At 44.1% G+C, this 23,113-nt stretch carries 23 protein-coding genes; 17 read left to right on the plus strand and 6 right to left on the minus strand.

All coding sequences use genetic code 11. The annotated features are described in order from the left end of the window. The first annotated feature begins 3 nt into the window (after positions 1 to 3). The 14 genes from HMPREF1534_RS04855 (at position 4) to HMPREF1534_RS04790 (ending at position 13,843) form a co-directional block, all read left to right on the plus strand. Positions 4 to 882: a TssN family type VI secretion system protein gene (locus tag HMPREF1534_RS04855; RefSeq protein ID WP_005942792.1), complete on the plus strand. Its 879-nt coding sequence runs from the start codon at positions 4 to 6 to the stop codon at positions 880 to 882. 11 nt (positions 883 to 893) lie between these two features. Further along, positions 894 to 2,054 (plus strand): hypothetical protein, encoded by a 1,161-nt coding sequence (locus HMPREF1534_RS04850; protein ID WP_005942794.1) that lies wholly within the window; start codon positions 894 to 896, stop codon positions 2,052 to 2,054. A gap of 20 nt (positions 2,055 to 2,074) precedes the next feature. Continuing rightward, positions 2,075 to 3,037, plus strand: coding sequence for a type VI secretion system baseplate subunit TssG (locus tag HMPREF1534_RS04845; protein ID WP_005942796.1), 963 nt, complete (start codon positions 2,075 to 2,077; stop codon positions 3,035 to 3,037). An 18-nt stretch (positions 3,038 to 3,055) separates the two neighbouring features. Next, positions 3,056 to 3,559 carry a type VI secretion system TssO gene (locus HMPREF1534_RS04840; RefSeq protein WP_005942797.1) on the plus strand — a complete coding sequence of 168 codons (504 nt, stop codon included), beginning with the start codon at positions 3,056 to 3,058 and terminating at the stop codon, positions 3,557 to 3,559. 12 nt (positions 3,560 to 3,571) lie between these two features. After that, positions 3,572 to 4,087: a type VI secretion system transmembrane protein TssO gene (locus tag HMPREF1534_RS04835; RefSeq protein WP_005942799.1), complete on the plus strand. Its 516-nt coding sequence runs from the start codon at positions 3,572 to 3,574 to the stop codon at positions 4,085 to 4,087. A 1-nt stretch (position 4,088) separates the two neighbouring features. Next, entirely contained in the window at positions 4,089 to 4,994 is a 906-nt protein-coding gene (locus HMPREF1534_RS04830; RefSeq protein WP_005942801.1) for a PKD domain-containing protein, read from the plus strand. An 8-nt stretch (positions 4,995 to 5,002) separates the two neighbouring features. Next, positions 5,003 to 7,495 (plus strand): type VI secretion system protein TssR domain-containing protein, encoded by a 2,493-nt coding sequence (gene tssR / locus HMPREF1534_RS04825; RefSeq protein ID WP_005942802.1) that lies wholly within the window; start codon positions 5,003 to 5,005, stop codon positions 7,493 to 7,495. 24 nt (positions 7,496 to 7,519) lie between these two features. Beyond that, entirely contained in the window at positions 7,520 to 8,668 is a 1,149-nt protein-coding gene (gene tssD / locus HMPREF1534_RS04820) for a type VI secretion system tube protein TssD (protein WP_005942804.1), read from the plus strand. A 21-nt stretch (positions 8,669 to 8,689) separates the two neighbouring features. After that, positions 8,690 to 9,391 (plus strand): PoNe immunity protein domain-containing protein, encoded by a 702-nt coding sequence (locus HMPREF1534_RS04815; RefSeq protein WP_008778754.1) that lies wholly within the window; start codon positions 8,690 to 8,692, stop codon positions 9,389 to 9,391. A gap of 24 nt (positions 9,392 to 9,415) precedes the next feature. Further along, positions 9,416 to 9,937, plus strand: coding sequence for a DUF7691 family protein (locus tag HMPREF1534_RS04810; protein WP_005942808.1), 522 nt, complete (start codon positions 9,416 to 9,418; stop codon positions 9,935 to 9,937). A 7-nt stretch (positions 9,938 to 9,944) separates the two neighbouring features. Further along, the gene (locus HMPREF1534_RS04805) at positions 9,945 to 10,835 is read left to right on the plus strand and encodes a hypothetical protein (RefSeq protein WP_005942810.1); all 891 of its coding nucleotides are present in this window, start codon (positions 9,945 to 9,947) and stop codon (positions 10,833 to 10,835) included. Between the two features lie 6 nt (positions 10,836 to 10,841). After that, the gene (locus tag HMPREF1534_RS04800) at positions 10,842 to 11,207 is read left to right on the plus strand and encodes a hypothetical protein (RefSeq protein ID WP_005942813.1); all 366 of its coding nucleotides are present in this window, start codon (positions 10,842 to 10,844) and stop codon (positions 11,205 to 11,207) included. Between the two features lie 19 nt (positions 11,208 to 11,226). Continuing rightward, entirely contained in the window at positions 11,227 to 13,215 is a 1,989-nt protein-coding gene (locus HMPREF1534_RS04795) for a DUF4209 domain-containing protein (RefSeq protein WP_005942815.1), read from the plus strand. Between the two features lie 61 nt (positions 13,216 to 13,276). Beyond that, entirely contained in the window at positions 13,277 to 13,843 is a 567-nt protein-coding gene (locus tag HMPREF1534_RS04790) for a hypothetical protein (RefSeq protein ID WP_005942818.1), read from the plus strand. A gap of 118 nt (positions 13,844 to 13,961) precedes the next feature. Here HMPREF1534_RS04790 and mobC read toward each other — a convergent pair whose 3' ends face one another. The 4 genes from mobC to HMPREF1534_RS19945 form a co-directional block, all read right to left on the minus strand. Further along, positions 13,962 to 15,986, minus strand: a complete 2,025-nt coding sequence (gene mobC, locus HMPREF1534_RS04785) for a conjugal transfer protein MobC (protein WP_005942820.1) — start codon at positions 15,984 to 15,986, stop codon at positions 13,962 to 13,964. A gap of 36 nt (positions 15,987 to 16,022) precedes the next feature. After that, positions 16,023 to 17,270: a conjugal transfer protein MobB gene (mobB, locus tag HMPREF1534_RS04780; protein WP_008778751.1), complete on the minus strand. Its 1,248-nt coding sequence runs from the start codon at positions 17,268 to 17,270 to the stop codon at positions 16,023 to 16,025. Next, the gene (gene mobA / locus HMPREF1534_RS04775) at positions 17,255 to 17,677 is read right to left on the minus strand and encodes a conjugal transfer protein MobA (RefSeq protein ID WP_005942826.1); all 423 of its coding nucleotides are present in this window, start codon (positions 17,675 to 17,677) and stop codon (positions 17,255 to 17,257) included. The genes mobB and mobA overlap by 16 nt, the downstream gene beginning before the upstream one ends. A 351-nt stretch (positions 17,678 to 18,028) precedes the next feature. Further along, positions 18,029 to 18,238: a hypothetical protein gene (locus HMPREF1534_RS19945; protein ID WP_005828745.1), complete on the minus strand. Its 210-nt coding sequence runs from the start codon at positions 18,236 to 18,238 to the stop codon at positions 18,029 to 18,031. Between the two features lie 166 nt (positions 18,239 to 18,404). Here HMPREF1534_RS19945 and HMPREF1534_RS04770 point away from each other — a divergent pair, with 166 nt between their 5' ends. Genes HMPREF1534_RS04770 through HMPREF1534_RS04760 form a run of 3 tightly spaced genes read left to right on the plus strand, consistent with a single transcriptional unit; the run spans position 18,405 to position 20,313 of the window. Then, positions 18,405 to 19,199 carry a ParA family protein gene (locus HMPREF1534_RS04770; protein ID WP_005828742.1) on the plus strand — a complete coding sequence of 265 codons (795 nt, stop codon included), beginning with the start codon at positions 18,405 to 18,407 and terminating at the stop codon, positions 19,197 to 19,199. 8 nt (positions 19,200 to 19,207) lie between these two features. Then, complete coding sequence (locus HMPREF1534_RS04765; RefSeq protein WP_005828741.1) at positions 19,208 to 19,657, plus strand: DUF3408 domain-containing protein; 450 nt, start codon at positions 19,208 to 19,210, stop codon at positions 19,655 to 19,657. Next, on the plus strand, positions 19,645 to 20,313 hold the full coding sequence (locus HMPREF1534_RS04760) for a DUF4122 family protein (protein WP_005828739.1): 669 nt from the start codon (positions 19,645 to 19,647) through the stop codon (positions 20,311 to 20,313). The genes HMPREF1534_RS04765 and HMPREF1534_RS04760 overlap by 13 nt, the downstream gene beginning before the upstream one ends. A 466-nt stretch (positions 20,314 to 20,779) precedes the next feature. On the opposite strand, the gene HMPREF1534_RS04755 is transcribed toward HMPREF1534_RS04760, so the two are convergent. Together HMPREF1534_RS04755 and HMPREF1534_RS04750 are read right to left on the minus strand one after the other, a co-directional pair. Then, positions 20,780 to 21,919: an AbiH family protein gene (locus tag HMPREF1534_RS04755; protein ID WP_005828737.1), complete on the minus strand. Its 1,140-nt coding sequence runs from the start codon at positions 21,917 to 21,919 to the stop codon at positions 20,780 to 20,782. Positions 21,920 to 21,951: 32 nt separating this feature from the next. Then, a complete protein-coding gene (locus HMPREF1534_RS04750) occupies positions 21,952 to 22,962 on the minus strand; it encodes a hypothetical protein (protein WP_005828735.1) in 1,011 nt (336 codons plus the stop codon). Positions 22,963 to 23,113: the final 151 nt, after the last annotated feature.

Below are 23,113 nucleotides of genomic sequence, written 5' to 3' on the forward strand. Positions count from 1 at the left end.
CTTATGAACCCAGTTACCCAACATCTCATTTCATCGTACCTGCTGATGCCGCTGCTAACCGTGATTTTCGGAATCGCGGCCTATTTTATCGCACGCAAGAACAAACTGCTCAACAATAGAAAACTGATCGTATATCTGCTGTTGTGCGGCATGATTCTTGCCCTGCCCGCCCTGTGCGGGTTCATGGACTATAGCTTCATGCCCTATGTCTATATCCTGCTGGTTGTCCTGTACTGGACTGCCGGACATTATAACCGGTTCATCCTGCGCAAGGTATTCGCCTCGGGCAAGGAGATGCCATCATTCGGCATCCAATGCCTGCTGACGGTTACGGTCACGCTATTGGGAGCCGGACTGTTCTCCGTGGTCTTCAACCTCTGCAACGAACTCCAGTATGGAGTCTGGGCCTCCACCTGCCTGCTGCCTTTTGTATTCCCGCTCCTGTATACCCAAACGGTGAACAGCTATTTTGACATACCCATTGAAATCTATAAAGTCTGGAAGTATTCGGAGGAATATGACTCGGACACCCTGCGCATCAACCGCAAACGGAGCATCGTGATGGATGTGGAGATATTCCGCAAGGTGGATGATCCGGCATCGGAACGTATTACCGGCAAGGCATCCGAGGATGTCATCTTCGGACAATGGTTCCAGCGCATGATCGACGACTGCAACCTCAAATCGCCATCCTCTCCCATCGTGTACAAGAACGAGGGTGGCGCATATTACGAATGGGTATTCTATACCAAACCCTCCTTTTTCAAAAGGCGGTTCTATATAGACCCGGACCTCACGCTTGCCGACAACAGGCTGAAACAGCACGATGTAATCATTGCCAAGCGTGTGGCGAACGAACTTGTAAAGTATAATGAATTTTAAATAGAGACGTCATGATAGGAAAACAGAGCCAAAAGAAAAAATACCCGCTGGTAAACTGGGCGGACGGAATGCCTGTCAACAAAGGGCATTTCACGCAACAGGAAGACCACTTTACGGACCGGTTGTGCGAATACCAGTCATTTTATCTGAACCGCAACACCTACGGACTCCTGCCGTTCAGAAAAGGAGAATCCGTTTCCGGTGATTTCAGCATTACGGAACTTGTTACCGGCACTTTGGAAGTCCGTCTGAAACGTTGCCATGCCCTTACGGCCGGAGGCTACCTGATAGATTACGATGCCGGTGACGATGACGAGCTGACCGCCAGTTTTCATATTTCCATGGATGAAACGGAAGAAAAGGACCGACGCTGGGATGTCATACTGATGGCAGACCCTTTCGAGCATCTGCCATCGGGCATTCCGGACGAGAAAGAGATAAGCCCCCGCCAGCCCAATGCCCTGCCCAAATACGCATTGAGCGTGTTATCGACCGGACAGACAGACGGAAGCGAGTTAGGAAGACACTTCCTGCTGATCGGCCGCCTGCGTAAGAACGGGAACCGTTGCGAGGTGGACGGAAACTTCATCCCTCCATGCACGAGCATGTCCAGTCATCCGGACCTGAAAGGCTATTATACCAAATTCGGCCAGCTTGTCGATTCCATCGAGAAAGCCTCGTTTGACATCCTTGCCAAGGTGGAGAATGCGGAGAAACAAACCGACCTTGCCACCAACATCGGTATGCTGTGCCGCCATGTCATGCTGTTCATATCCGACATCTATTTCTCTTTCCGCAATGAGGGGCAGTATTACTCGCCGCTGCGCTTTTTGAACGTGTTCTCCACGTTGGCGCATCATCTGTATGTATGCCTGAGTTTTATGGACAAGGAAGAGAAAGAGGACTTGCTGAAATATTTCAACGAGTGGAACGGCATCACCCCAGGCGCTTACGAAGGTCTGCTGAGGGAAAACAGCGGTCTGCTGTACAACCACCACAATATCCGCCAGCTGATGGTTACGGCAGAACGTTTCCTATACCTGTTCAATGACCTGTGGACCACTCTCAGCCGTCTGGAGTATATCGGAAAGCACAAAGAGAACATCGTGGTCGCCGAACGTTCCAGACAACCGAAAGAGTCCAGCGAATCACGCTGGAACATCTTGGATTAATCCCTCATAAACGAACAGCCATGACAGAAGAAACAGATAAAATCGTATGTTTTGACGAACATCCCCATTCGTTCAACCTGCCGGATACGGACTTCAAGGCGGAAGTGGTTGCCAGCGGGCTGAAAGAAGCCGGATATGACGCGGAACGTACCCTCATTTCCAGAAAGGGGGATATACGGCGCGGATTCTCGAAAGACATTCATGACATCCACTCTGAATATTCCCATTACGACCTGACGGACTACCTGTATCTTTATGTGAACAGGCGGAGTCTTTATGACGCACTGCCCGAAGGCATATTCCACAAGAACCTTTACCAGTCCGAAAAGATATCGAAGGAGCAGGTGCTGGATGAAATCCGTGTCCACCGGGAGGAGGAGTTCTTCGCCCGCCGTTTCTTCAAGCCTTTTGAAATCTCCCTGGACCATATGCTGGTCACTTTCCAAAACAAGGAACGCCGCATAGACGAGATGAACGTGCATCCGGATTTCGTGAGTATCTTTTCCGGACAATGGCCCGTGCTGGAACTGCTGCCAACCCATTTGGCGGTCATGCTTGTCCATATGCTTGCCTATATGGAGCAGATTACGGCCAGTCCCTCCAAGATCGGCGAGTGCATGACCATCCTGACGGGTGTGCCCGTCCATCTCAGGAAAGGAGACAAGTGCGTAGTGGAAGCGGATACCGGCCTTATTCCCAAATTGGGAAGCTGTATCCTGGGAGACAATATGGTTCTGGGAAACAGTTTTGCCGACGGTACTTTCCGGATGCTGATGGAAATCGGCCCCCTGCCCGCCCGGCGGATGGAAAGTTTCTTCCCCGGTGCCATCGACAGCCAAATATTGAATGCGCTGGCGGAGCTGTTCCTCCCTTCGGACAAGGAGATACAGATCCGCTACATCATCCAACAGGAAGATGCCCGGTTCAGACTGGGGACCCCAGACGAACAAGGCGCCTATCTGGGCATCAGCACTTATTTATAAACACAAAAATTATTCTATATGAAACCGAAAAACAACACAGAAGTAAGGAAAGCCTATTTGAGGTTCGCAGGCTATCTGACGTGCTGCATCATCCTTGCGGTAACCATCTTTGCCTGTTTCCTGAAGACCTCCGGCATAGAAGTAAAGCGGATTACGGAACAGGCACTGGAGTATGACCACATCTATGCCAAGGAGCTGTCCCTGTCGAACAGCGTGGATTCCGTCTACCAGTACATGAAACTGATGAACACTTCCCCCCAGATCAACGACATGCTCCTGCAAAGCGTTGTCAGTACACGCAAGATGAACCTGCTCAAATATGTCCAGGGCATGGATGCCAAGGATTGCAGGCTCTACAGGCAACTTTTGGGAAACATCAACATCTTCCTCGGAGTAAAGGACTCCATCCGTCTGCTGAATATCCAGGAAGAGATGGTGAAGAAAGACCTGATGCAATGTATTCAGGATAACTGGAAGACACGGCGTAACCTGAATGTCGGTCCCAACAACAATCATAAATAAAACTGTAAATTTATGGATAACAACAGAAAGACAATGAACAAACGGGAAATCTTCATGGGGCATGCCTATGTATTCCTGTTCTTTTTCCTGACGACCGTAGCGTGTTGTCTGGCGATATTCATGTGGAATTCGGATTTTAAGATATTTGAACAGAAAGAGTTCGTGAAAATCAAAATGAACCGCATTAAGGAATTCCAACAGGAGCAGGCGGAATGCCAGCTTCCGACAGACTCCCTGTTCCGTAAGATCGAGGCGTTTGAACCGGGCGTTTATGCCCAATATGAGGAGGACGATATCCATTATCTGATAAACAACTTGCGGAACACATACGAAAGAAACAACTGGGACAAGCGTTACAAGCTGTTCATGCATATTGCCGACTTTTATGCCATGTGGCTGTCCGACAAGAAACAGCTATGGAGCATCGAACAAAACATAAGCCTGTTCAAAGCCAATCTGGAAGAGTGCGAGATCGGCTTGCGGAAAAAAGAGGAAGACCTGCGCTCTGGCACTAAAAATGGAAAATGACATGGGAAAAATCTATACCAGAAAGATTCTGTTCGTAATCGCAGCCATGCTGCTATGCGTTCTTGTCGCCATACTGATCCGGCTGTTCTTTTCCAACCGTACCATACGGATGACACTGACCCCCATAGAGGTGGAAACCGGAGAAGCCGTCCATTACGCGGACAGCACCCGCAACGCACGTTCCTGGCTTTGGGAGTTCGGCAACGGGGACATATCACACGAACGAAGCGGAGAATATGTGTTCAAGGAACCCGGACGCTACCAAGTACGCCTTCAGGTGGACGGAGGACTGGAAAGGAAACAGATCATCACAGTACACAAGAGCCGGGATGATTACGGAAGCGACGAACTTGTCAGGATGAAAGCACCTGCAACCGCCTTCCAAGGAGAAATCGTATCTTTCAAAGGATACGGTCCGTCGAAAGAATGGCGCTGGCAGTTCGGAGAGTCCGGAATTGTCGATTCGCGGGAGCAGAACCCGCTCTACGCCTATACAGAACCCGGCATATACGAGGTTCTGCTGACTACGGAGAATACCCAATATCCGGTCAGGCACACCATTGAAATCCTTCCCCAATATACGGAGAACGACTCGACGGACGTGCTTGTCATTATCGGTAATGACATCCGTGAACACTTGCAGGCCATCGTGGACGGCAAGCCGTTCAATACCCATTACAATTATATCCTGAAAAAATACCTTTGCGGAAATCCGGACATAGCGGTAACTGTCAACAACAGCAAGAAGAATGATTTCTATTCCTATTGCCAAGGACTGAAAATCATAGCACGCAGGAAAACCCTTATAGACGAGGTGTTCGTCGATATGGGAGACAACCTGAACAACGAATGTGTGATGCAGTTGATGGTAACCCAGCACGAACGCTTTTCCGAATCAAAAAAATAGAATGAGGCATGAAAAAGAACTATATATCGGCACTTGTTAAAGGAGGATGGATTTGCGGATGTATCGCCTGTATGATATCCTGCGGACCTGTACACCGTTTTACCCGGATAAAGAATGTCCCCCGTGAGTATATGCGGAACTATTCCGTGGAAGGAGTGAAGGTTCCACGCAGCCAGACACTGTTCAGGCATACCCCGTGGATCGTTTTTGCCCGTGAAGCCGGAACGACCTATCTGAGTCCGAGCGGAAAGAACGAGATGCAGGCGGTGGAATATATGGACGCGTTTTTAGTCATCAAACGAAAAGGTGACTGGCTCCGGCTGATCCGGTACGACCCCGCCATCCTGAAAAACGGGAGGCTGAAAGAGTGGAAGCAGGCCAGGTATTGCGGGTGGATCAACCAGAACGACCTGTTGCTGACCCGGAGCGGCTTTACCGATGTTGTTACAGGATTCAAGAACAAGCAGGTGGTCATGCTGACCGACACCCTGGCGTTTGCCGATCCCGATACCTATTTTTCCAACGATTCCGTAAAGCTGTTTAAAAATCCCGACCTGACGCAAGAAGCGGGCAAAATCCCATTCTACGGTATCGTGTATCCTTATCAAACAGTTGCGGACAAAGGATGTGTCCTCGTGGCGAACAAACCGCAACTTGATGCAGACAGTATCGGGCAGACCGCCATCGGATGGATGGACGGGAGGTTGCTGACCGCTCCCGAACAGCAGCTCCATATAGACATAGCCTCGCTGCCGGACAGCACGCTTGTTTTCAAAGACCGGGAACGGAAGGACACCTTACATCTGTCATCCGATGAGATGCGACAAAAACTGCAATTCGCCGATAACCAACCCACCATCCGGTACAGCCCGGTGTTGTCCTACCGGCACAATGATACGGCGTTCTGTTTCAGAACGCATGTGCCGATGCCGGTCATAGACAAACGGGAGAGCTATGTGCTGAACGTCAACGGGCATCCGATATATTACGGCACATTCAAACACAAGATTGAGGAGGACCTGCGAAAAATAAATCTCATGTTCGTCCTTGAAGGGAAAGAGAGCACCATCCAGCGGTTTCCTGCCGTGGTGAATGCCATCCAGGGATTACAGTCGCAACTGGCAAATGACGAGAGCTTTTCTTTCAAGTTCGGCGCCGTGCTTACCTTCAACGAACCGGACAACCGGGAGGACCCTATCTGCAAGCTGACTCCCGACTACATGGAATTGCTTGACTTCCTTTCCGCCAAGGCACGCAATGCCGGGCAACTGAAACCCACATACGGGCGGTTCGGCAGCTGGTCCGGCCTTCAAATCGGGGTGGAACAATTCAACAAATGTCCGGATGAGACCAATATTCTGGTTGTTATCGGAGACAAAGGATTCAACAGCGAGTGGGCGGACTCCACCTTGGTGAACAAATTGGTAAAGAACAACTGCCGTCTGCTTGGTTTCCAGCTCTATGGAGGAGAGCCGGACAACTTCAACAACTTCGTGCTGCAAATCGGGAACATGATAGACTGCTCGGCACCACGCATCAGCCGGAAGAAACGGGAGCTGATTGTATATCCCGAGCAAATCAGGAATGAAAGCGAATACGCGGAGGTGAACCATAATATCTATTGCCTGGATTTTCCCAACCGGAGCATGACGCAGGGATGGCTGGTGTTTCCGCAAAAAAACGAATCGCTGGAATTGGAAGGACTGACCGCCGCCGTGGACTCCATGCTGCTGCAAGTGAAGTTTGACAATACCCTGTTGAGCAACAGCCTGGCAAGGGCATTCGATGAAGTGGGTACACACCGATATAGGACGGACTCGACAATGACAGATTATTACCATATCCGCCAGTCGGATGTGCAACCCATACTGTCCGTACTTCCGGGTATCGAACCCGCCTGGAGCCTGCCTGCGCAACCTGTCGCATTGCCGGACTCGTTGTCCTCCACACTGAACTATTACCTACTTGCCAATGAAGAGGAGTTCAAACGGTTGAGAAAATATGTGGAAGCACCCGCCAAACTGATTGTGGACTACAAATACGAGGCGGTCAAAAAGAAAAAGTGGGCGAAAGCGGATATTTGCGACTGTCCGGACGACTATCTACAGACAGACACCGAAGAATCGACCGTGCGCATCAAGACGGACAGCTTGAACGTGCCGGAATATGCCTCAACCCGACATGTAAGAAGAAAACTGGTCAGACATTTCCTTTCAGAGCGCAACAGGGACAGGTATTGCAGGGTGGGGAGAAAGACTTTCCTGAGAATGCCCCTGTCAGAGGTATTGCAAAGGTTTACCTCCTGTCCGGCAGACTATCCTTTCTTTGAGGTTTACCGTGTCAAGGACTTGCGGAAAAAGAAAATGATTACGGATGTGGAACTGGACATGCTGATTGAATATTTCAAGGAAAAGAAAGAATTGCTGGATGAGGCTGCCGGCAAGTCGTTCCAATCCAACGGGCAGACGTACTACTGGATCAGCCGTGATTTATTACCTTAGTCATTCACCTGAAACTGTATTATCATGATTTATGAAACTATTCTGAAAATAAGAGGAAGGGAGGTGCCGATACTCTATTATAACTATCGATGCCACGTCCGGCACTATGATGACCCGAATCTGAGAAAAATCATGCAACTCCACATCCAGGTCTGCGAGGAAATCGGCAATAGGGAATGTCTGCCGGTCGAGGGAGATCTGATCACGCTCGCGTTTGAATGCAAGGGCGACGAACAGTTCTTCTATGACTGGCTGAACGAAGGAGCCATGCACAACGGGGAGATCCATTTCATCTACAACGAAGTAGAGATTGCGGACATTTTCCGGTTTTGGGACTGCTTCTGTGTGAAAATAGAGGAGTATATGAGTGCTGGAGACTCTCCGATGATGATGGTGCTGTATCTGTCACCGGGGATTATCAAAAGGAATAATCTGGAGGTTAGGGAGAAGGTGTGGAAAGAGAGCGCCCCCGCAGTCCAAAGTAGTGCAGAAAATTTTGTCAAAAACGAAATAGAAAAGAATGAAGTTTTTCAAGAGAATACTAACTTTACAGCAAATTCTTCTTTAAAAATATCAGATGCAGAACTGGCTGTTGTCAATGCCCAAGTGAAGCAGATGAAACAAATATTAGAAAAAGAGGAAGAACGGTTTAAATTTTTGTTGCAAAGTGGTAACAAAGACGAACCGAGCAATAAGCAAAAGGGTAATTATGGAGAGATGAAATCCTGCCTTAATTTGTTGACTAGTGAGAGTTTAAAGAAAGGTGTAAATGGCAGACGATATAATTTGAAGAGAATCGGTGATGATGCACCTAACAGCTTGGATTCTAAAATTAGGAAAGGCATCGATGGAATTTATGAGAATTTGACACCATTGCCTAAATTTGTTATTGATGAAACTAAGTATGAAACCTCAATGCTTAGTCAAACCCAAAAAGGTCCTCAGATGGGAATAATATGGATTAAAGATAAAATTCTTAGATTAGAAAAAAAAGGAATTATATCTATAGAATTATCAAGAAAAATTAGGCGTGCACTAGATAATGAAGAGGTGGATAGGATTGTTTCTCGTATTTTTGAAAATGGTAAAGTTGTAACTAAAAAAATTAGAGTTCAAGGAAATGAGTCTATTAAATCAAAAACTTCTGATTTCATTTCTGAGATTTGGCCATAATAACTATAATATTAAATGTATATGGAAATAAGAGACAAACTTTTTACAGAAGAACAATATTTATCACAACTAAAGTTGTATAATGAAGAAATTTTATATTATGAGCAACTGCATCGTTCTGGTAAACATATCGGATATGATTCTTTGTTCAATTTTAGACTTCGTTCTTTGTTAGTGCAGTTTTCTGTAGGAAAGAACCTTGAAGATTTGAAAGGTAATTATATGGAAATTATTAGAATCATGCCACGTTTTTGGACTGAAAAAGGATTTTATATTGAAATGTTATGGATGTTATCAATTGGTATCATGTTGGAATATGATGATAATACTATGCAAAAATTAGTCCAATTGATAAAAGATAATGATGTAAAAGATTATATCTATGATACTTTAATTAGATATAGATTTCCTGATTGGACACAAACAACTGGCACTGTTTTATATCCGTTACCCTATCAAGCGGTTATTGCTGTAACAGAATTAGCTAAACAAGATAAAATAGAAGCAGTGAAACGTTTGGAAAAATATCTCAAAAAAGAATGGTATCGAGGACATTCAGATTTATCTTGGTATAATGATCACAAATACGGAATTAACCATGATGGATATTGGTGCTTTGAAAGTGGTGCTTTGGTTAAAGTATTGGGGCTTGATGATAGTATTTTGAAAGGACATCCATATTATCCATACGATATGGTTCATTGGGCAGATGGTCAAAAGTAAGTAACAACTAAAAACAAGACTGATATGAGTTATTATGTTCATGCTTATTTGGTAGATGCAAATAAAGTAAAAGCCGTTTACGGTTCGCATGATATGGATTTGTTGAACCAATTGTCTTCTTCGCTGAAGGAGAAGTTAGACAGCTTAAATAATTACTTTGAAAGTGAAATAAGTCCGTCAGAAGATGCTTACAGTGTACTTGCTGACATTGTAAACGGAGAGAAACGTTCTCCCCACATGGCATTCATGTATGGATATGTATATGAAAAAGTCTGTGAATATTATGGACGAATCATCTATAATGCCGAGAACTTGTGGCAACTGGACGAACAGAGTAGCTTCATACCTATTCCACTCAGTGATGATTTTCCTTATATCATAAGCATTCCGATGTCAGAATTGGAAATCAAGAAACAGCAATATACTGCATTGGAAGCAGGAAACGGCATTGGTGATTATGATTATGAAGAAGAAATGGATGATTTGAATTTTATTTTTGATGAAGCCATTGAAGCCCGGAAAGATTTGATAATTACTGTTTATTGAAAAATGTATGAATGATTTTCAAACATCCAACCTGTTTAGTCTATCCATTGTATTTTTTCTGACTATTGATCGTAATTATGATTATGCAATGGACTATATGGAAAACGTAGCCCGGAACTTCACGAAGAAGTATCCCAGCTACCTTATCCATAAGAAAAGCGAAGACAAGATAAAAGCCTTTCTGACCGATATGGTCAAGACCAAAGTGGAAACCTTTGCCAATGCAGAGGCAAAGAATGTGGCAGTAACTGAAGTGCGCGAAATAGCAGACCTGATAGCGGAATATGAAGGTGCAGAAAGTTCTTCATCTTTTGGAACCCATCCTACAGATGCCCCCTCTTTAGGAAACACCGGAATGGAGCTTGCCATGAGCATGGATAACGGAGCATCGGACATCCGTCCCATCAATGTCGCCAAGCCCGCAGGCGCATCGGGGAAACCCAAGATAATGAAACGCAGTGTCATCCGCGTAACCGTGGAGCTGGAAGTGCTGATGGAAACCAAACAATACCTGCATTTCTTACAGGAACTGCCGGAACTGTTCAGTCTGCATGAGTTCTCGAACCTACGTTGCAGAGTAACATGGAAACAGAAACGGGTGAGCTATCAGGAATCTCCATTTCCTATTGAAGTAAAGGTTGTGGAAGACCGTAAATACCAACGCTGGTTTGTAACCTTTACGGTATTGATGGTGCTGTGCTTTATCGGGATAATCACTTTGTTCTTTTCCATTCCGAACCTGTACAAGCAGGACATCCACTTCCTGCGGAATGATACGATTCATCAGGAGTTCTCCATCTCCAACAGCCGCATTGACTTGAAGGATGTAAGCCTGACGAATCATGGCGGGAAAGACACACTTGTCATCAAGGATAAAAAGATAATCATAGCCAAATAAAAAGCAATGGAAAATTCGATTCAGATACAAGGGATAAGAAACATGCTATCCCATAGCGGATGCCCGGAAGACCTGCTGGAGAGCTACCTGCAATTCCTACAAACCGGAGGCCAACAGGTGCAGATTGTCAGAGGAGAAGTCTTTATGATGTTTGAAAAGGAGGCGCAATACCGCAAGAGAAGGAATGAGGAGATGAAAGGAACCGTAACCTTCTGCAAAAATGACGGAGATAATGTCGGGGAATACAATACAGGAGTGTTTATCGGGATGGAGTTTATCCAATGCTGCTTCAACCATGGGATTCCTGCACGGGTGTTGGATGTGTGGAGGGAACGTGGAGAGGTTGTGGAGGTTGTTGTGAAATTTGGATGATAACATTGTAAATGTTAATATGGGAAAAGGTGACAGTAGAACAAAGAAAGGAAAGCGATTTATGCGTTCTCCACGGAAGTATTCTCAAAAAAAACAATTAAATACTGGAAAGATGGAAAATAAGAGTGAATATGGTATATATGAAGAGTTCTTAAAGAATTTTGATTCTGTAAATTATAAGAATAAGGACTCATCTACAATTAATAATGAATTTCAAAAAGTAATAAGTGAACTTTGTGAAAAAGATATGATTAATGTTGCTTTGCAAGCAGAATTAGATCGACAAGTTTTTTTAATAAGAAAGTCTTTTGAGTTTCAAGATGATGAAACAAAGGGGACAATTAAAGGATTATCGTGGCAAATGGCAGGAACACAAGATATGGCAAATGGAAACAAAATACCTTTTTATTGGCCTGATGTTAGAAATCTTACTAAAGAAAATTTCGAGTTCTTTGAGCAGCGTTATAAAAAAACGAATAATCTCTATGCAAAAACCGAATATGGTTTGATGGTATATTTCGGACAAAAAACAGACTGGTCGAAAAATAACAGTTTCAAGCTTCAGTTATGCAACGAATTAATCTCCTTAGCTCAAGAATATTATGGTGAAGCTCAAAAAGGAGAATATTTCAAATTGGGATATGTTCTTAATCGTTTGGAATTGGCTTTACAAATTGCAATAAATAGTAAGTTTGAAGATTGTCAAAAGGCAATCATTGAACAAGTTTTTGATATACAGCAACATTGGAGTGTAAATGATAACACAAAACATGTTCCTTTAAATTATTCAAGGTTCATGTTAGAGCATTATAGCATTTGTAAAAAATACATAGACTTTGAAAAAGTTATAGAGCGTAATAAATATGCTATCAGCTTGATAGAAAAAGATAATCTTTATATGGCCGCAGATGCTATTGAATTTACGGATAAGTTAAAACAAAAAATAAATCTTTCAATAGAAGATTCTTTAAAACAGAGAGCTGAGGTATATGAACAGATTGCCAAAAGCAGGCAGGAAGATATAGCTTCAATGCATTTTATAAAATTAGCTTTGGATATTTATCTTAAAATAAAGGACAATGGAAAAATAAAAGAGATGGAAGAGTTATACTCTGAAAAGAGAAATACTTTCCAATTGACAGAAACTTCCATTCCAATTCCAGATGATTATATAAAGGCAATTGACAAAGCTGTAAAACAGACTATAGAGACTTGTTCTGTAGATGAATTGTTAGATCAATTTGCAGAGACTCCTTGGTATGAAACAGACGATTCTATCCAAACTTTATCTGATGCAACGGATAATGGACTTATAGATATCCTTCCTTTGTCAAGTATAGACAGATATGGCAACACCGTTAAAACATATACACCGGCAGAAGGGAAATTTTGGTCTACATATAGTTTCTTTTTCAAAATTGGTACATTAAAAATGCTTAAATTATTTATGGCAGCCATTGACTCTCAAAAGTTATCATACGATTCAGTTTTAAACTATTTGGAAAAAACATGGTTAAATGAACCTATTGAGAGAAACTATAATGGTAAAAAGGTTTGTGTTGTTCCTTTAGATACTGTTAAACCTGGATTAAAGAGAATCTTTGATGAACTTAAACAAGCTGAAGGAAGTTATATCCCTGATTATGTCACTATTATAGATAGCTTAACACTTAAGATTGAAGGTCTTTTGAGATTTTTTATTGAGAAACTTAAAATACCCACTTTTGCTAAGAGACGTTCAAAAGATGGAGATGTCATAATGGAAAAACTTTTTGATGATATTATTGCAGATCTTAAGGGAACTCCAGAGAGCCCTTCTAGTTTTGTCAAAGATCATCTTACCATGCTCAAATATGTAATGTCAGAGAAAATAGGCTGGAATTTGAGAAATGAGGTAGCACATTCTTTACTTCAAATCGAAGATTATTCGTTAGACAAAGTTGTTGTCTTGTTCTGCTTAATTCTTAAATTGAGCAAATATGTGTTTATAGAACAACGTGAAAGTTAAAATCGAAAAAGGAATAAAGTGCAATTTATTAATACGGATTAACTGATTTAATATTTTGATTATGGACGATGATTTAAGAAAAGAAATATCAGATTTTTTCTTGACAGATAGTTCTGGCTATTTAGCACGATATAGGGCTTTAATAAATGTGTTTACAAATATAAGTACACGTAGTAAAATATTGGTGGATTTATTATTTTCTTTTGAGTGCAGTTTGAAATCTTTGATTTTTTTGAGAAGTGACTCTGATGAAAAATCAACGTATAAAATTATTCGGACTCACAATTTAAGCAATCTCTTGTCAAAAGTTGACACGGCGAATTTTCAAGATATTGCCAATTTTATCCTTGATGAAAAGTTGGATGATATATCCGTGGGGGTTCGTTATACTCTTGAAGCCAATGTTAAATTCAGAGAGAACGGCTTATTGGGGAGTAAATATTATGAGACAATAGCGTCGTATCATTGGATAGATAAAGTTTATCAAGAGGCTAAGAAATTGAATGAGTTTGTACGTAACGAAAGCATTTCTATGTTTGGACTTATAACCATAATTAATATTCAAGATATTGATATTAATAAATTGATTGATCGAGAAAATCGCATCAGGAATATTAATAAACCTTAGAAATATCCTAATATCATTGTCATAAAGGAAGGTATACTAACATCTGAAAAGAAGAACAACAGTACTTAAAGGAGAATAATCTTTTCAGATGTTATGTTTATTTTGAATTAGACAGATTTTACTTGTGTGAGGTATCATCTTTTAACCCCAACCGTTCACATAACTCCGGATCATTTTTGATTCGGTTCATTTCCTCATTAATGATTGCCTGAGCATCCAATTTAATCTGGTCGTAGTTGCGCTGTATCTGCTGCATCATGATATCGTTTTCATCCTTGTCCTTAAATTCATTGATGACAGGGATTTTCCGGTAAGCCTTTTCCTCCGTGCCGACTTTGGCATGGTCCACAATGATTTCAGCATGGAATATTTTCTGGTCTATCTTTTCGCCAAAATTGTCGGAAACGGCTCCGACAAATGTACCCTGGGACAGGTTGGCAATCTTGGAAGCCGGGATGAGCGAGTCAAGTTGTGTGCTAATGGAGGTGGATACATCCTGGCGGTTGATGGAGACAGACTGCCGCTGCTGGAGCACTTTGCCGAAACGTTCGGAAAGCGTCTTCGCGGTTTCTCCAACCACCTGACCGCTGAAAATATTGCCTACCGTGTTTTGGATGACCTTCGACTCTTTTTCACCGTAATCGCGGTTCAACTGGCTAAAATCCTGAAAGCCGAGACAGACCGCCACCTTGTTGCTTCGGGCGGTAGCGATGAGGTTGTCCAATCCACGGAAATAGATGGTCGGCAGCTCGTCAATGATGACAGTGCTCTTAAGCTGTCCTTTCTTGTTGATGAGTTTGACGATGCGGGAATTGTATAGTCCAAGTGCCGCCGAGTAGATGTTCTGCCTGTCCGGATTGTTACCCACGCAAAGCAGCTTGGGCTCTTTCGGGTTGTTTATGTCTAACGAAAAATCATTACCTGTCATCACCCAATACAACTGTGGGGAAATCATGCGCGTAAGGGGAATTTTTGCCGAAGCGATCTGGCCCTGGAGCTGGTCCTGGGCGCCCCCTTTCCAGGCATCCATGAAGGGGGAAAGGTAGTTTTCCAGCTCCGGATACGAGGTCAGGATGGTAAACAAATCCGAATAAGGCTTGTTAAGCAGTTCCACCGCATGCGGAAAGGAACAATAAATACCGTTTTTGTAAATTTTTAGGTACCAGATGATTGCGGCAAGCAGAATGATGGGTGACTCCACAAAGAAATCCCCCTGCTTTTCAATCCAGGTGCGATTGAGGTTGAGCATTATCGTATAACTCGCCTCATACGCATCGGAGATATCCGTCATGAATTTCGGATTGATGGGATTGCAGCGGTGTGACCTGCGCGGATCGTCGAAATTGATGACATAGAACCGGGGCTTGACCTTGTACTTGTCCATGTTGTTCAACAACGTATTGTAAGCGATGGTGGAGAGGTCGTCGAACTTGTAATCGTAGATATAACAACTGTATCCTTTGGAAATCATCTGGCGTATGTAATTGTTTACCACGGCATACGACTTGCCCGATCCGGGCGTGCCAAGCACGATGGTGGCACGAAAGGGATTTACCACGTTGATCCATCCGTCATGCTGTTTTCCCTGAAAGCGGAAGCTGGTGGGCAGGTTGACGGAATACTCGTTCTCCAACAACCGGGTTTCCTGCTGGAAGGATTCATTTTCGATATTGAACACATCACCCATCAGGTTATGCCTGTAAAGCCGGCTCATCCACAATCCCGCCATCAGTAGACCGAGGTAACCTGCGGTAAGTGTTACAACGTACAGTATGGTGCTTATCATGTGCGGCAGGGACAGGTCAAGCAGCCACCAGTTCAGAAAAAACAGCACGCATCCGGCTACCAGTGCCGCGTAGATTTTGGGCCAGGTAATTTTTTCACCTTTAACTCCATGTGTTCCTAGGCAGGATATTGCCAGTAAAGTCACTGCCAACAGCTTGGTCCAGAGAATACAGTTGAAAATACCCGTCGTATTGTTGAAGTTTACCAGAATCTTGTCTATGACCGCAAGATTCAGATGCCATGCGGTCATGCTCGGATAGCAGTACACATAGACGTGCACCACCAAAAGAAAAATACTCACAGCCCTGCCGAATTCCATTATCTTAGCGAGGGCCCTCAAATCGTCTTCCTGTTGCATAAGGATTGTATATAAATGGGTTGATACTTGTTTTGTCTAAATGCCACGCTTGCGTCCGGCCTTCTTCTTTTTCTTCATGCGGCGTGCAAAGGCTTCCTCCTCGTAATCCCGCGGATTGGTTTCCATAGAAAGAATGCCTGCCGCCAGTTCGAGCGTGCTAGAGGATTCGTGACGGTGATGCTGCCAAAGCTCTGTAGCGGAATGTCCACCCCGTTCCTTTTCGGGTATGTTTTCCAGCCATTTGAAATAGTCGTTGAACACATTGGCGGAAAACTCCTTGCCCATGCGTGAGCCGTTGAACACCTCCCGACGGTTGTGGTCAATAAAGGTGACACCATAGATACGTCCCCGCTCATTCTCGCGGAAAACCACATCAATACGCCTTTGCCCGAGCAGTTCCACAAACCGTTTCCGTGAATCCGCCTGCCGCAAGGCACGAACGATGTCCGCCTGTATGGACGGTGCCCATTTCCCGTCCTTGAGGTCTTTCAGGTTCATCAGCATCCGCTTTTCCAACTGTTCATTTCCGAAGCGTTTCCCAAATCGGGAGCTCTTGAACGGCGGGCTGACCACCTTGCCTGTATCATCCGTGGCCGAATAGACAATACCGGTATATGGTGTACCGTTGTATTCTCCCCTGACCTGTTTCGCCTCGATGTTGAGCGTGGAAAGCAGCGCATTGTATTCCCCGAAGGTTTGGAAACGGTAGCTTTCCAATACGGCTTTAAGGGTATTGCCTACCTGATGGCGGACATCCCCCAAGGAAGCGTCCACCTTCCTCAGCTCCGCTTTCGGATTCCGCCTTTCCGTGTCCGCCCCGTTGCGCAGGCCGAAATCCGCTTCCAGTTCCCGGCAGGCGGTCATGGAACGGCGGTACTCGTAGGCATCGCTGATCTTTTTCCCCTGTCCGTCCACACAGACACTGACGATATGGATGTGTGCATTGTGGGTATCGGCATGTTTGTAGACAATGTATGGCTGGTCGCCATACCCCATCTTTTCCATATATCTTGCCGCCAGTTCTTCCAGCTGTGTGTGGCTCAGACGGTCTTCCGGTGCCGGGGAAAGGGAGATATGCAGGACGGGCTTCTCCGTGTTGCGGTTTGCCAGCAGGTAGTTCTCGAAAGAGAGCAACGCCAGGCGTATGTCCTCGCTTGGCAATCCAAGCCTGTCGGAAATCATACGGCTGCCCGAAAGAATCTCGGCGGTACCCGCCGCCACCTTGTCGTGGTTGTAGGCGAGTGCCCCGTAAAGGTTCATGCCATGACTTATTTTTGCAACCATTTCCGCTCGTATTCCTGGGTTAGCGCCATGACTTTTTTACAGACAAGCATCAGTTCGACGCTCAGTTTCTCCAGCCTGTAGAGCAATGCCATCGCCCGTTTCTCCCCGAAATTGTTCTTTAAGGCGCGGACGACCTGGTTGTAGTTGTTTCCGACAGCCTGAAACTGTTTGTGAAACTCGGTCAGTTTGATGTAATAGTCCATTGTAGCCTTGTCGATTCTCACGACTTTAATCTGTCCCGAAAAGATGGATTTTTTGATGAACAGCGTGCGGTCTCCGGCTCCCGAATCCGCCAGCAACTTTTCAAATCTTGTGTTCTCCTCGGCGTTCAGGCGGAAGCTGTACTTGCGGTCCGCCGGATCACTCTTGGGCTTTCTGCCCGTCCTTGTCCCTGTTGTTCTCTCCATGCACATGAGATTTTTGGTTTGTACTTTTTTCTCTTCCGGAATCCGCGACTTTGGAGCGGATTCCCCCGCCCCGGGAAGGGGCGGGCAAGTTGGTTCTTGTCGGACAAAAGACTTTTTGTCGGACAAGGACACAACTTGCTCTGTTCGCTTGAACAGAGAATCCTCCTTCGTCGGATTGCTGCGCGACGTTCACGGCGTGCTGTGGTCCGGCGAAGTCAGTTCCTTTCCATTGTCTGATTCCGGTTTTGCAAAATTAGACAGTGATAACCGATTGGTAAACAGTGCTTGATATGACATTTGATGACATCTGACGACATCTGATGTCAGGTAGGGGAAATGTTGGCGGAAGTTTCAAAAATAGCCGCTACTTTTGGCACAGTGCATGAGGGCATACATTGGAACATTGTCCTGTAAGGTGTATTGCTTGCCTGCCACAGGTGGTGCATGACGCGAATGCGGTATCATCCATGTATGCGCAATGCCATATATGCCGCATGGCAGTCCTGCATGACGGGACACATTGCATCCGTGCAATGCAGTATGGGGTACATTGAACTCCATATTGCATGAATGCAATGCACCTTATACGGCAACACCCTCCGGCAACCGGCATTACACTGATGCGATATGGTATGCAATGTATTCATGCAAACAGGCAAGCAATGCGTCATTGCCATATACCAACGGATGCATTGCCGTGTGATGAAACGAAAAAATCCAGACAGATATGAAACAAGTCATACACTCTAAATTCAAGCCTATGAAGAGAGAACCTTTATTTGTCGCTTTGAGCAATCAGAAAGGCGGTGTGGGAAAATCCACGTTCACCGTGTTGCTCGCCAGTTATTTCCATTACCTGAACGGATATAACGTACTTGTGGTGGATTGTGATTATCCACAGCACAGCATCAGTGCCATGCGGGACTGGGAAGTGGGGAACATTGAAAAGAACGTGCATCTGCAAAACCTGCTGGTGGAACAGTTCGGAACAAGCGGCAGGAAAGCCTACAGCATCCTGAACTCCACCCCGGAGGAAGCCAGGGAGACGGCCGGCCGCTTTCTCGAAAAGTCGGAGCTGGACTATGACCTTGTCCTTTTTGACCTCCCCGGTACCGTGAATGTGCCCGGTGTCTTCCAGTCCGTAATCAATATGGACTATGTATTCACTCCGATTACACAGGAAAGGATGGTAATGCGGAGCAGCATGTCTTTTGTCCTTGCCATCAGGGAATACATGCACCGGCATGCGGACGTACCCTTGCGTGGCATCCATATGTTCTGGAACCGGATGGACAAACGGGTGTCCAAAGGGCTGTATAACGGCTATACCGAAATTTTCCGCTCTCTGAAACTGCCGGTGCTGGAGACCGTCATTCCCAGTGCGGAACGCTACAACAAAGATTCCGGGATGAAGGGGTCCCTGTTCCGCAGCACCTTGTTCCCTCCATCAGCCGCCGCACTGAAAGGCAGCAATCTGGATCTGCTGGTTGCGGAGATGGAAACCATACTGAAACTTAAATAGGAATCATCATGGCTACCAAGAGAAGAACGGATTACCGGGTGGACGAGGATGCCCTGAAGCGTATGATGGCGGGGGATGTCACGGCATTGGAGGAAACAGCAGCTCCGGCTGAGACTCCGGAAATAAAGCCCTCCCTTTCCCGGGAGAGACAGGAGAAGAAAACCTCTGCCGATTCCCCAAAACAGCAAACAAGAAAATTTCCGGATGAGGCATCAGGTGCCGATGAATACCGGCTGCGTTTTCTGGAAGCAAAGCTGACGGGTACCAGAAGGCAGACCTATATCCACGATTCCCTGTATAGGGCGGTTGCCAGGGTGCTGCCGGTCATTGCGCCGGACATGTCCGTCCCGATGTTTCTAAGCAGCGTCCTGTCAGACCATCTGGAAAGGTACCAGGACATCATCAATGAGATATATAATCAGGAAGCCACACAAAAACCGATAGAATGGAAGAAATAGTTTATTTGTCAATACGGCTCGGCTGTACCGCTTATCTATTATATAAGGTATGGGAGCAGAAAAAGAGAATAGGTAAGATATGCGATCTGCTTTATACTCCCCGTAAGAAACCGGAAATGGAGAAGGGCCACCACCGGAATCCGGAAAATGCGGCAGATGTGATGGGGGCCACCCGTTTTGTCTATCTGGATGAGAATGCCGGAAAGACCGTTGCCCCTTACATGAGCCAGCAACTGGAAATGGGAAGCGACCTTATCGGCAAGGATGAGGATATTCCGGAAGATGAAGTGGAATGCAAACTGCCTTTGGAGGAGATGAGAATGCTGAAAGACGAACAGGAGGAGCTGGACAGCCGTTCTCCCGAGGCGGAAGCCATTGTTCCGGCAGTCACTCCTGCCGACCTGCTCAATGTAGGTGACGTGCTGCTTAATCTGGACGGTGCCGGTTCGGATGAGGACAAATCATACCGGGCCGCCATGACACTGCGTGCCATCCGGGAAACGGACATGTTCGAGCTGTTCTCCTCCCAGGTGGAGAACAAGAAACTGATAGAGGAGCTGATGGAAAGGTATGTGGATGAGGAAGGGAATGCTCTGCCTTTAAAAAAAGAGAGGAACGTTTCCAAACCTGTCGCAGACTGGAGGAAGCTGGTCTGAAAGTAATATGCTATTATGCCACAAAATTCCATATTGTTGAATATTATATATAGGATATTCATTATGTACCCAACTTTGTATTTTTCTATAATCTATGAAAAAGGTTGAAGTTTGTCTTTTGTTAAGGGTCATAGAAAGGAACAAACACTCAAAACATAGAAATCACGGGGACAACTCAGAAAATCGGATACTTCCTCACTGTTGCTTACGATTCAAAAGTAAAAGAATGAAATTATCCTGATTTGCTGACAGGAAAAACTATAACTCAATTTATTAAATGAAATTTCTTTATAAGAGACCTATAAACGACTATAAAAAAGTAAGGAGCTGCTTACCAAGCCAGCTCCTTACTTTTTCTAATGGATGAAAATCCGTTTCCCTGCTTCCTTTTGCACAATATTTTTGTCGTACTTTATGTGCATAACAAGATATCATAGAAAAAATCACATTTAAATTTAGTGTTCCATTACATGGTTTTGCATTGCTCCTTGTTCACAACTCTATCTCTGAATAACTTCATATTAGTAAAGTTTCGGGAAATATTTTGAACAAGTTCCAAGTAATTATCTCTGCCATCTTCCCATTTATGATAAAACGGCTTTATGGAAACACAGTTTTCATGTTCAAAGACGGTATTTAGTAATGTTCGGTCTGAATTTCCGCAAGAATGCCCCATTATCAAAACTTGAAAAGGTGCAGCTAAAAGAAATTCGAGCAAATCATGATAATGTCTTGTTTCTAAATATTTAACGGATTTGACATATCTAAGTAACTCATTGTCATTCATATCAAGAATAGACTGGTAACTTTTGTCAAGTTCATCCCCATAGCCAAAAATTATATTTTCAGGTTTTTCTAATTCGCCATGAATATAATTGTGGGTAATATTAAAGTTACCATACATCTTAGCTGTTTTTGTATAGTTGAAACTCAGCAACATGATACGTTTAGGGATAAGTTTATCGCGTTCTCCATAATTGTATTCAACATCTGCAAGGCTGGATATATCCAGCCCAATGTTATCCAGAGCTTTCTTTTTTCCTTCTGTTGAGAAATCAGCAGGATCAAAGAAGTCAATTATTGCATTTTGAAGGTCATTCCTTACATTGTCTGTTTCTATTGTATGGAGGTATTCAATTAATTTTTCTTGAAGGAATGCAAATTGTTCATTCAACTCACTGATTGTATAATTACAACCAGGGCTATCCATGCCAACTTTCAACAGTTGGTAATAGTCGTTTTCAATATCCACCCATCCTTTGGTTTCTATTGATTGCAGAATAGTTTTAAAAAAAGGGCAACATTCAATAGAAAAAATGTTTGGTTGGTCCTTGATATACTGAATAACTTCGCTTCCTGAGTATCTTTCTTTACGATAGATATCCTTAAAAAAACATGAGTTGTTGAAGACAAAAACATTCCAGCAATTAATGCCTACATTATCTTTGATAACCAAACGGCAAAGGCAATCTTCTGATACATTTGTAGTATTACCGGAAAAAGTATACACTCGTTGGTCCCAATACCAGTTGATAAAATCCATATAACTTGTTTTAAAGCCATGTGCCATGTCAAATCCGTTTCCTATGATAACAAGTCTATTCATTCGGTTGTAATGATGATGTTAGTGTTATTGACTTAAATTATAGAATAATCTCCTTGCTCTTCATTTACAAGAAGTGGCTTTAAAAGCGTTTCCACCGACTCAAAAGTATCTTGTTTTGAGAAGTGTATCTTTGGTTGTCCCCACCATCCTCTAATGAATTGTTGGTATTGGTATTGCAAGGTACGGCGAGGTGCCTGCGCCAAGTAGCTATTATAAAAGGAGTCCACAATGTCAGAATGGTAATTGGTCAATGAAAAGAAATACTGCCAAGTTTCTGATATTTCATTCGCGTTGAATCCGGGACGTTCAATTATTTCCACTGCATCCAATCTATGAACACCATCATGTTTAGAGAACGCAGCTTTAAGTATTTCACTTGCCTCCTTATCAGAAGAAAGTGCGCTATACCCAAAGATTGTTACCTTGCCTGCTTTCGATATGTAGTACTTTGCAACACTCCATTGGTCACGGATAAAGCTGTCGCTGTTGTAATCCTTTTGTTCTACAGGATACAGCAAAGGAACAGCGTTGTATGGTTTGCCACACTTTCTGCAATAGTTTTGTATAAGACCAAAGGTCATACAGTCTTTGCACACACCAGCCCCCACATTTCCATGCAAGAACAGAATCTTTGGTCTGTTCCAGGTAATCTTTGCCACTCTGTTATATGCTTGGATAAGCAGACTATCCCAGTTGAAGGATACAATGCAGTCTTTTTCTGTGAGCGAAAGAATCAAAAGGTCGTAGATGGTCAAGAAGGATGGAAGCTGCACATTTGAAAAATATTCATAAAGTTTTTTTTCCATTGCTATCCGTGCGTTTTTACACTCATCACCACGTCTAAACAGCTCACTATATATATCTTCAAGATTCTTGCTTTTCGTTTCTAACATAAATCCTTCAAGGATCCTATCTAACCCAACCTGTTCAATGGCTTCATTCATCGTCGGGCAAGATTTTCCCATGACCGCTCTTGAAGCACCAGCTCCAACTATCACGACATGAGGGCGTTGGCAATACAAATCTTTAAGTTTTTTCTTCATACACTAACTGATTAAATATTTTGCCCGTAAGCAATTGTTGCATCATGCTTTATTTTACGGCCTCATATTTTGTTCGTTTTGTTTCAGGCACAATAATTTCATTGTTCATACTTATAAGTATGAAAGTTATTGTTCTCTGTTTGGCTGTTCT

The sequence above is a fragment of the Phocaeicola massiliensis B84634 = Timone 84634 = DSM 17679 = JCM 13223 genome (genome assembly GCF_000382445.1).
In the GTDB taxonomy this organism is placed as follows: domain Bacteria; phylum Bacteroidota; class Bacteroidia; order Bacteroidales; family Bacteroidaceae; genus Phocaeicola; species Phocaeicola massiliensis.

Bases quoted from the DNA above. Each gene is read 5' to 3' on its own strand.
- HMPREF1534_RS04755 (WP_005828737.1), bottom strand. From the start codon at position 21,919: ATGAATAGACTTGTTATCATAGGAAACGGATTTGACATGGCACATGGC.
- HMPREF1534_RS19945 (WP_005828745.1), bottom strand. From the start codon at position 18,238: ATGGAGTTCAATGTACCCCATACTGCATTGCACGGATGCAATGTGTCC.
- mobC (WP_005942820.1), bottom strand. From the start codon at position 15,986: ATGCAACAGGAAGACGATTTGAGGGCCCTCGCTAAGATAATGGAATTC.
- HMPREF1534_RS04850 (WP_005942794.1), top strand. From the start codon at position 894: ATGATAGGAAAACAGAGCCAAAAGAAAAAATACCCGCTGGTAAACTGG.
- mobA (WP_005942826.1), bottom strand. From the start codon at position 17,677: ATGGAGAGAACAACAGGGACAAGGACGGGCAGAAAGCCCAAGAGTGAT.
- HMPREF1534_RS04815 (WP_008778754.1), top strand. From the start codon at position 8,690: ATGGAAATAAGAGACAAACTTTTTACAGAAGAACAATATTTATCACAA.
- HMPREF1534_RS04760 (WP_005828739.1), top strand. From the start codon at position 19,645: ATGGAAGAAATAGTTTATTTGTCAATACGGCTCGGCTGTACCGCTTAT.
- HMPREF1534_RS04840 (WP_005942797.1), top strand. From the start codon at position 3,056: ATGAAACCGAAAAACAACACAGAAGTAAGGAAAGCCTATTTGAGGTTC.
- HMPREF1534_RS04835 (WP_005942799.1), top strand. From the start codon at position 3,572: ATGGATAACAACAGAAAGACAATGAACAAACGGGAAATCTTCATGGGG.
- HMPREF1534_RS04810 (WP_005942808.1), top strand. From the start codon at position 9,416: ATGAGTTATTATGTTCATGCTTATTTGGTAGATGCAAATAAAGTAAAA.
- HMPREF1534_RS04855 (WP_005942792.1), top strand. From the start codon at position 4: ATGAACCCAGTTACCCAACATCTCATTTCATCGTACCTGCTGATGCCG.
- tssD (WP_005942804.1), top strand. From the start codon at position 7,520: ATGATTTATGAAACTATTCTGAAAATAAGAGGAAGGGAGGTGCCGATA.
- tssR (WP_005942802.1), top strand. From the start codon at position 5,003: ATGAAAAAGAACTATATATCGGCACTTGTTAAAGGAGGATGGATTTGC.
- HMPREF1534_RS04800 (WP_005942813.1), top strand. From the start codon at position 10,842: ATGGAAAATTCGATTCAGATACAAGGGATAAGAAACATGCTATCCCAT.
- HMPREF1534_RS04765 (WP_005828741.1), top strand. From the start codon at position 19,208: ATGGCTACCAAGAGAAGAACGGATTACCGGGTGGACGAGGATGCCCTG.
- HMPREF1534_RS04790 (WP_005942818.1), top strand. From the start codon at position 13,277: ATGGACGATGATTTAAGAAAAGAAATATCAGATTTTTTCTTGACAGAT.
- HMPREF1534_RS04805 (WP_005942810.1), top strand. From the start codon at position 9,945: ATGAATGATTTTCAAACATCCAACCTGTTTAGTCTATCCATTGTATTT.
- HMPREF1534_RS04770 (WP_005828742.1), top strand. From the start codon at position 18,405: ATGAAACAAGTCATACACTCTAAATTCAAGCCTATGAAGAGAGAACCT.
- mobB (WP_008778751.1), bottom strand. From the start codon at position 17,270: ATGGTTGCAAAAATAAGTCATGGCATGAACCTTTACGGGGCACTCGCC.
- HMPREF1534_RS04750 (WP_005828735.1), bottom strand. From the start codon at position 22,962: ATGAAGAAAAAACTTAAAGATTTGTATTGCCAACGCCCTCATGTCGTG.
- HMPREF1534_RS04830 (WP_005942801.1), top strand. From the start codon at position 4,089: ATGGGAAAAATCTATACCAGAAAGATTCTGTTCGTAATCGCAGCCATG.
- HMPREF1534_RS04795 (WP_005942815.1), top strand. From the start codon at position 11,227: ATGGGAAAAGGTGACAGTAGAACAAAGAAAGGAAAGCGATTTATGCGT.
- HMPREF1534_RS04845 (WP_005942796.1), top strand. From the start codon at position 2,075: ATGACAGAAGAAACAGATAAAATCGTATGTTTTGACGAACATCCCCAT.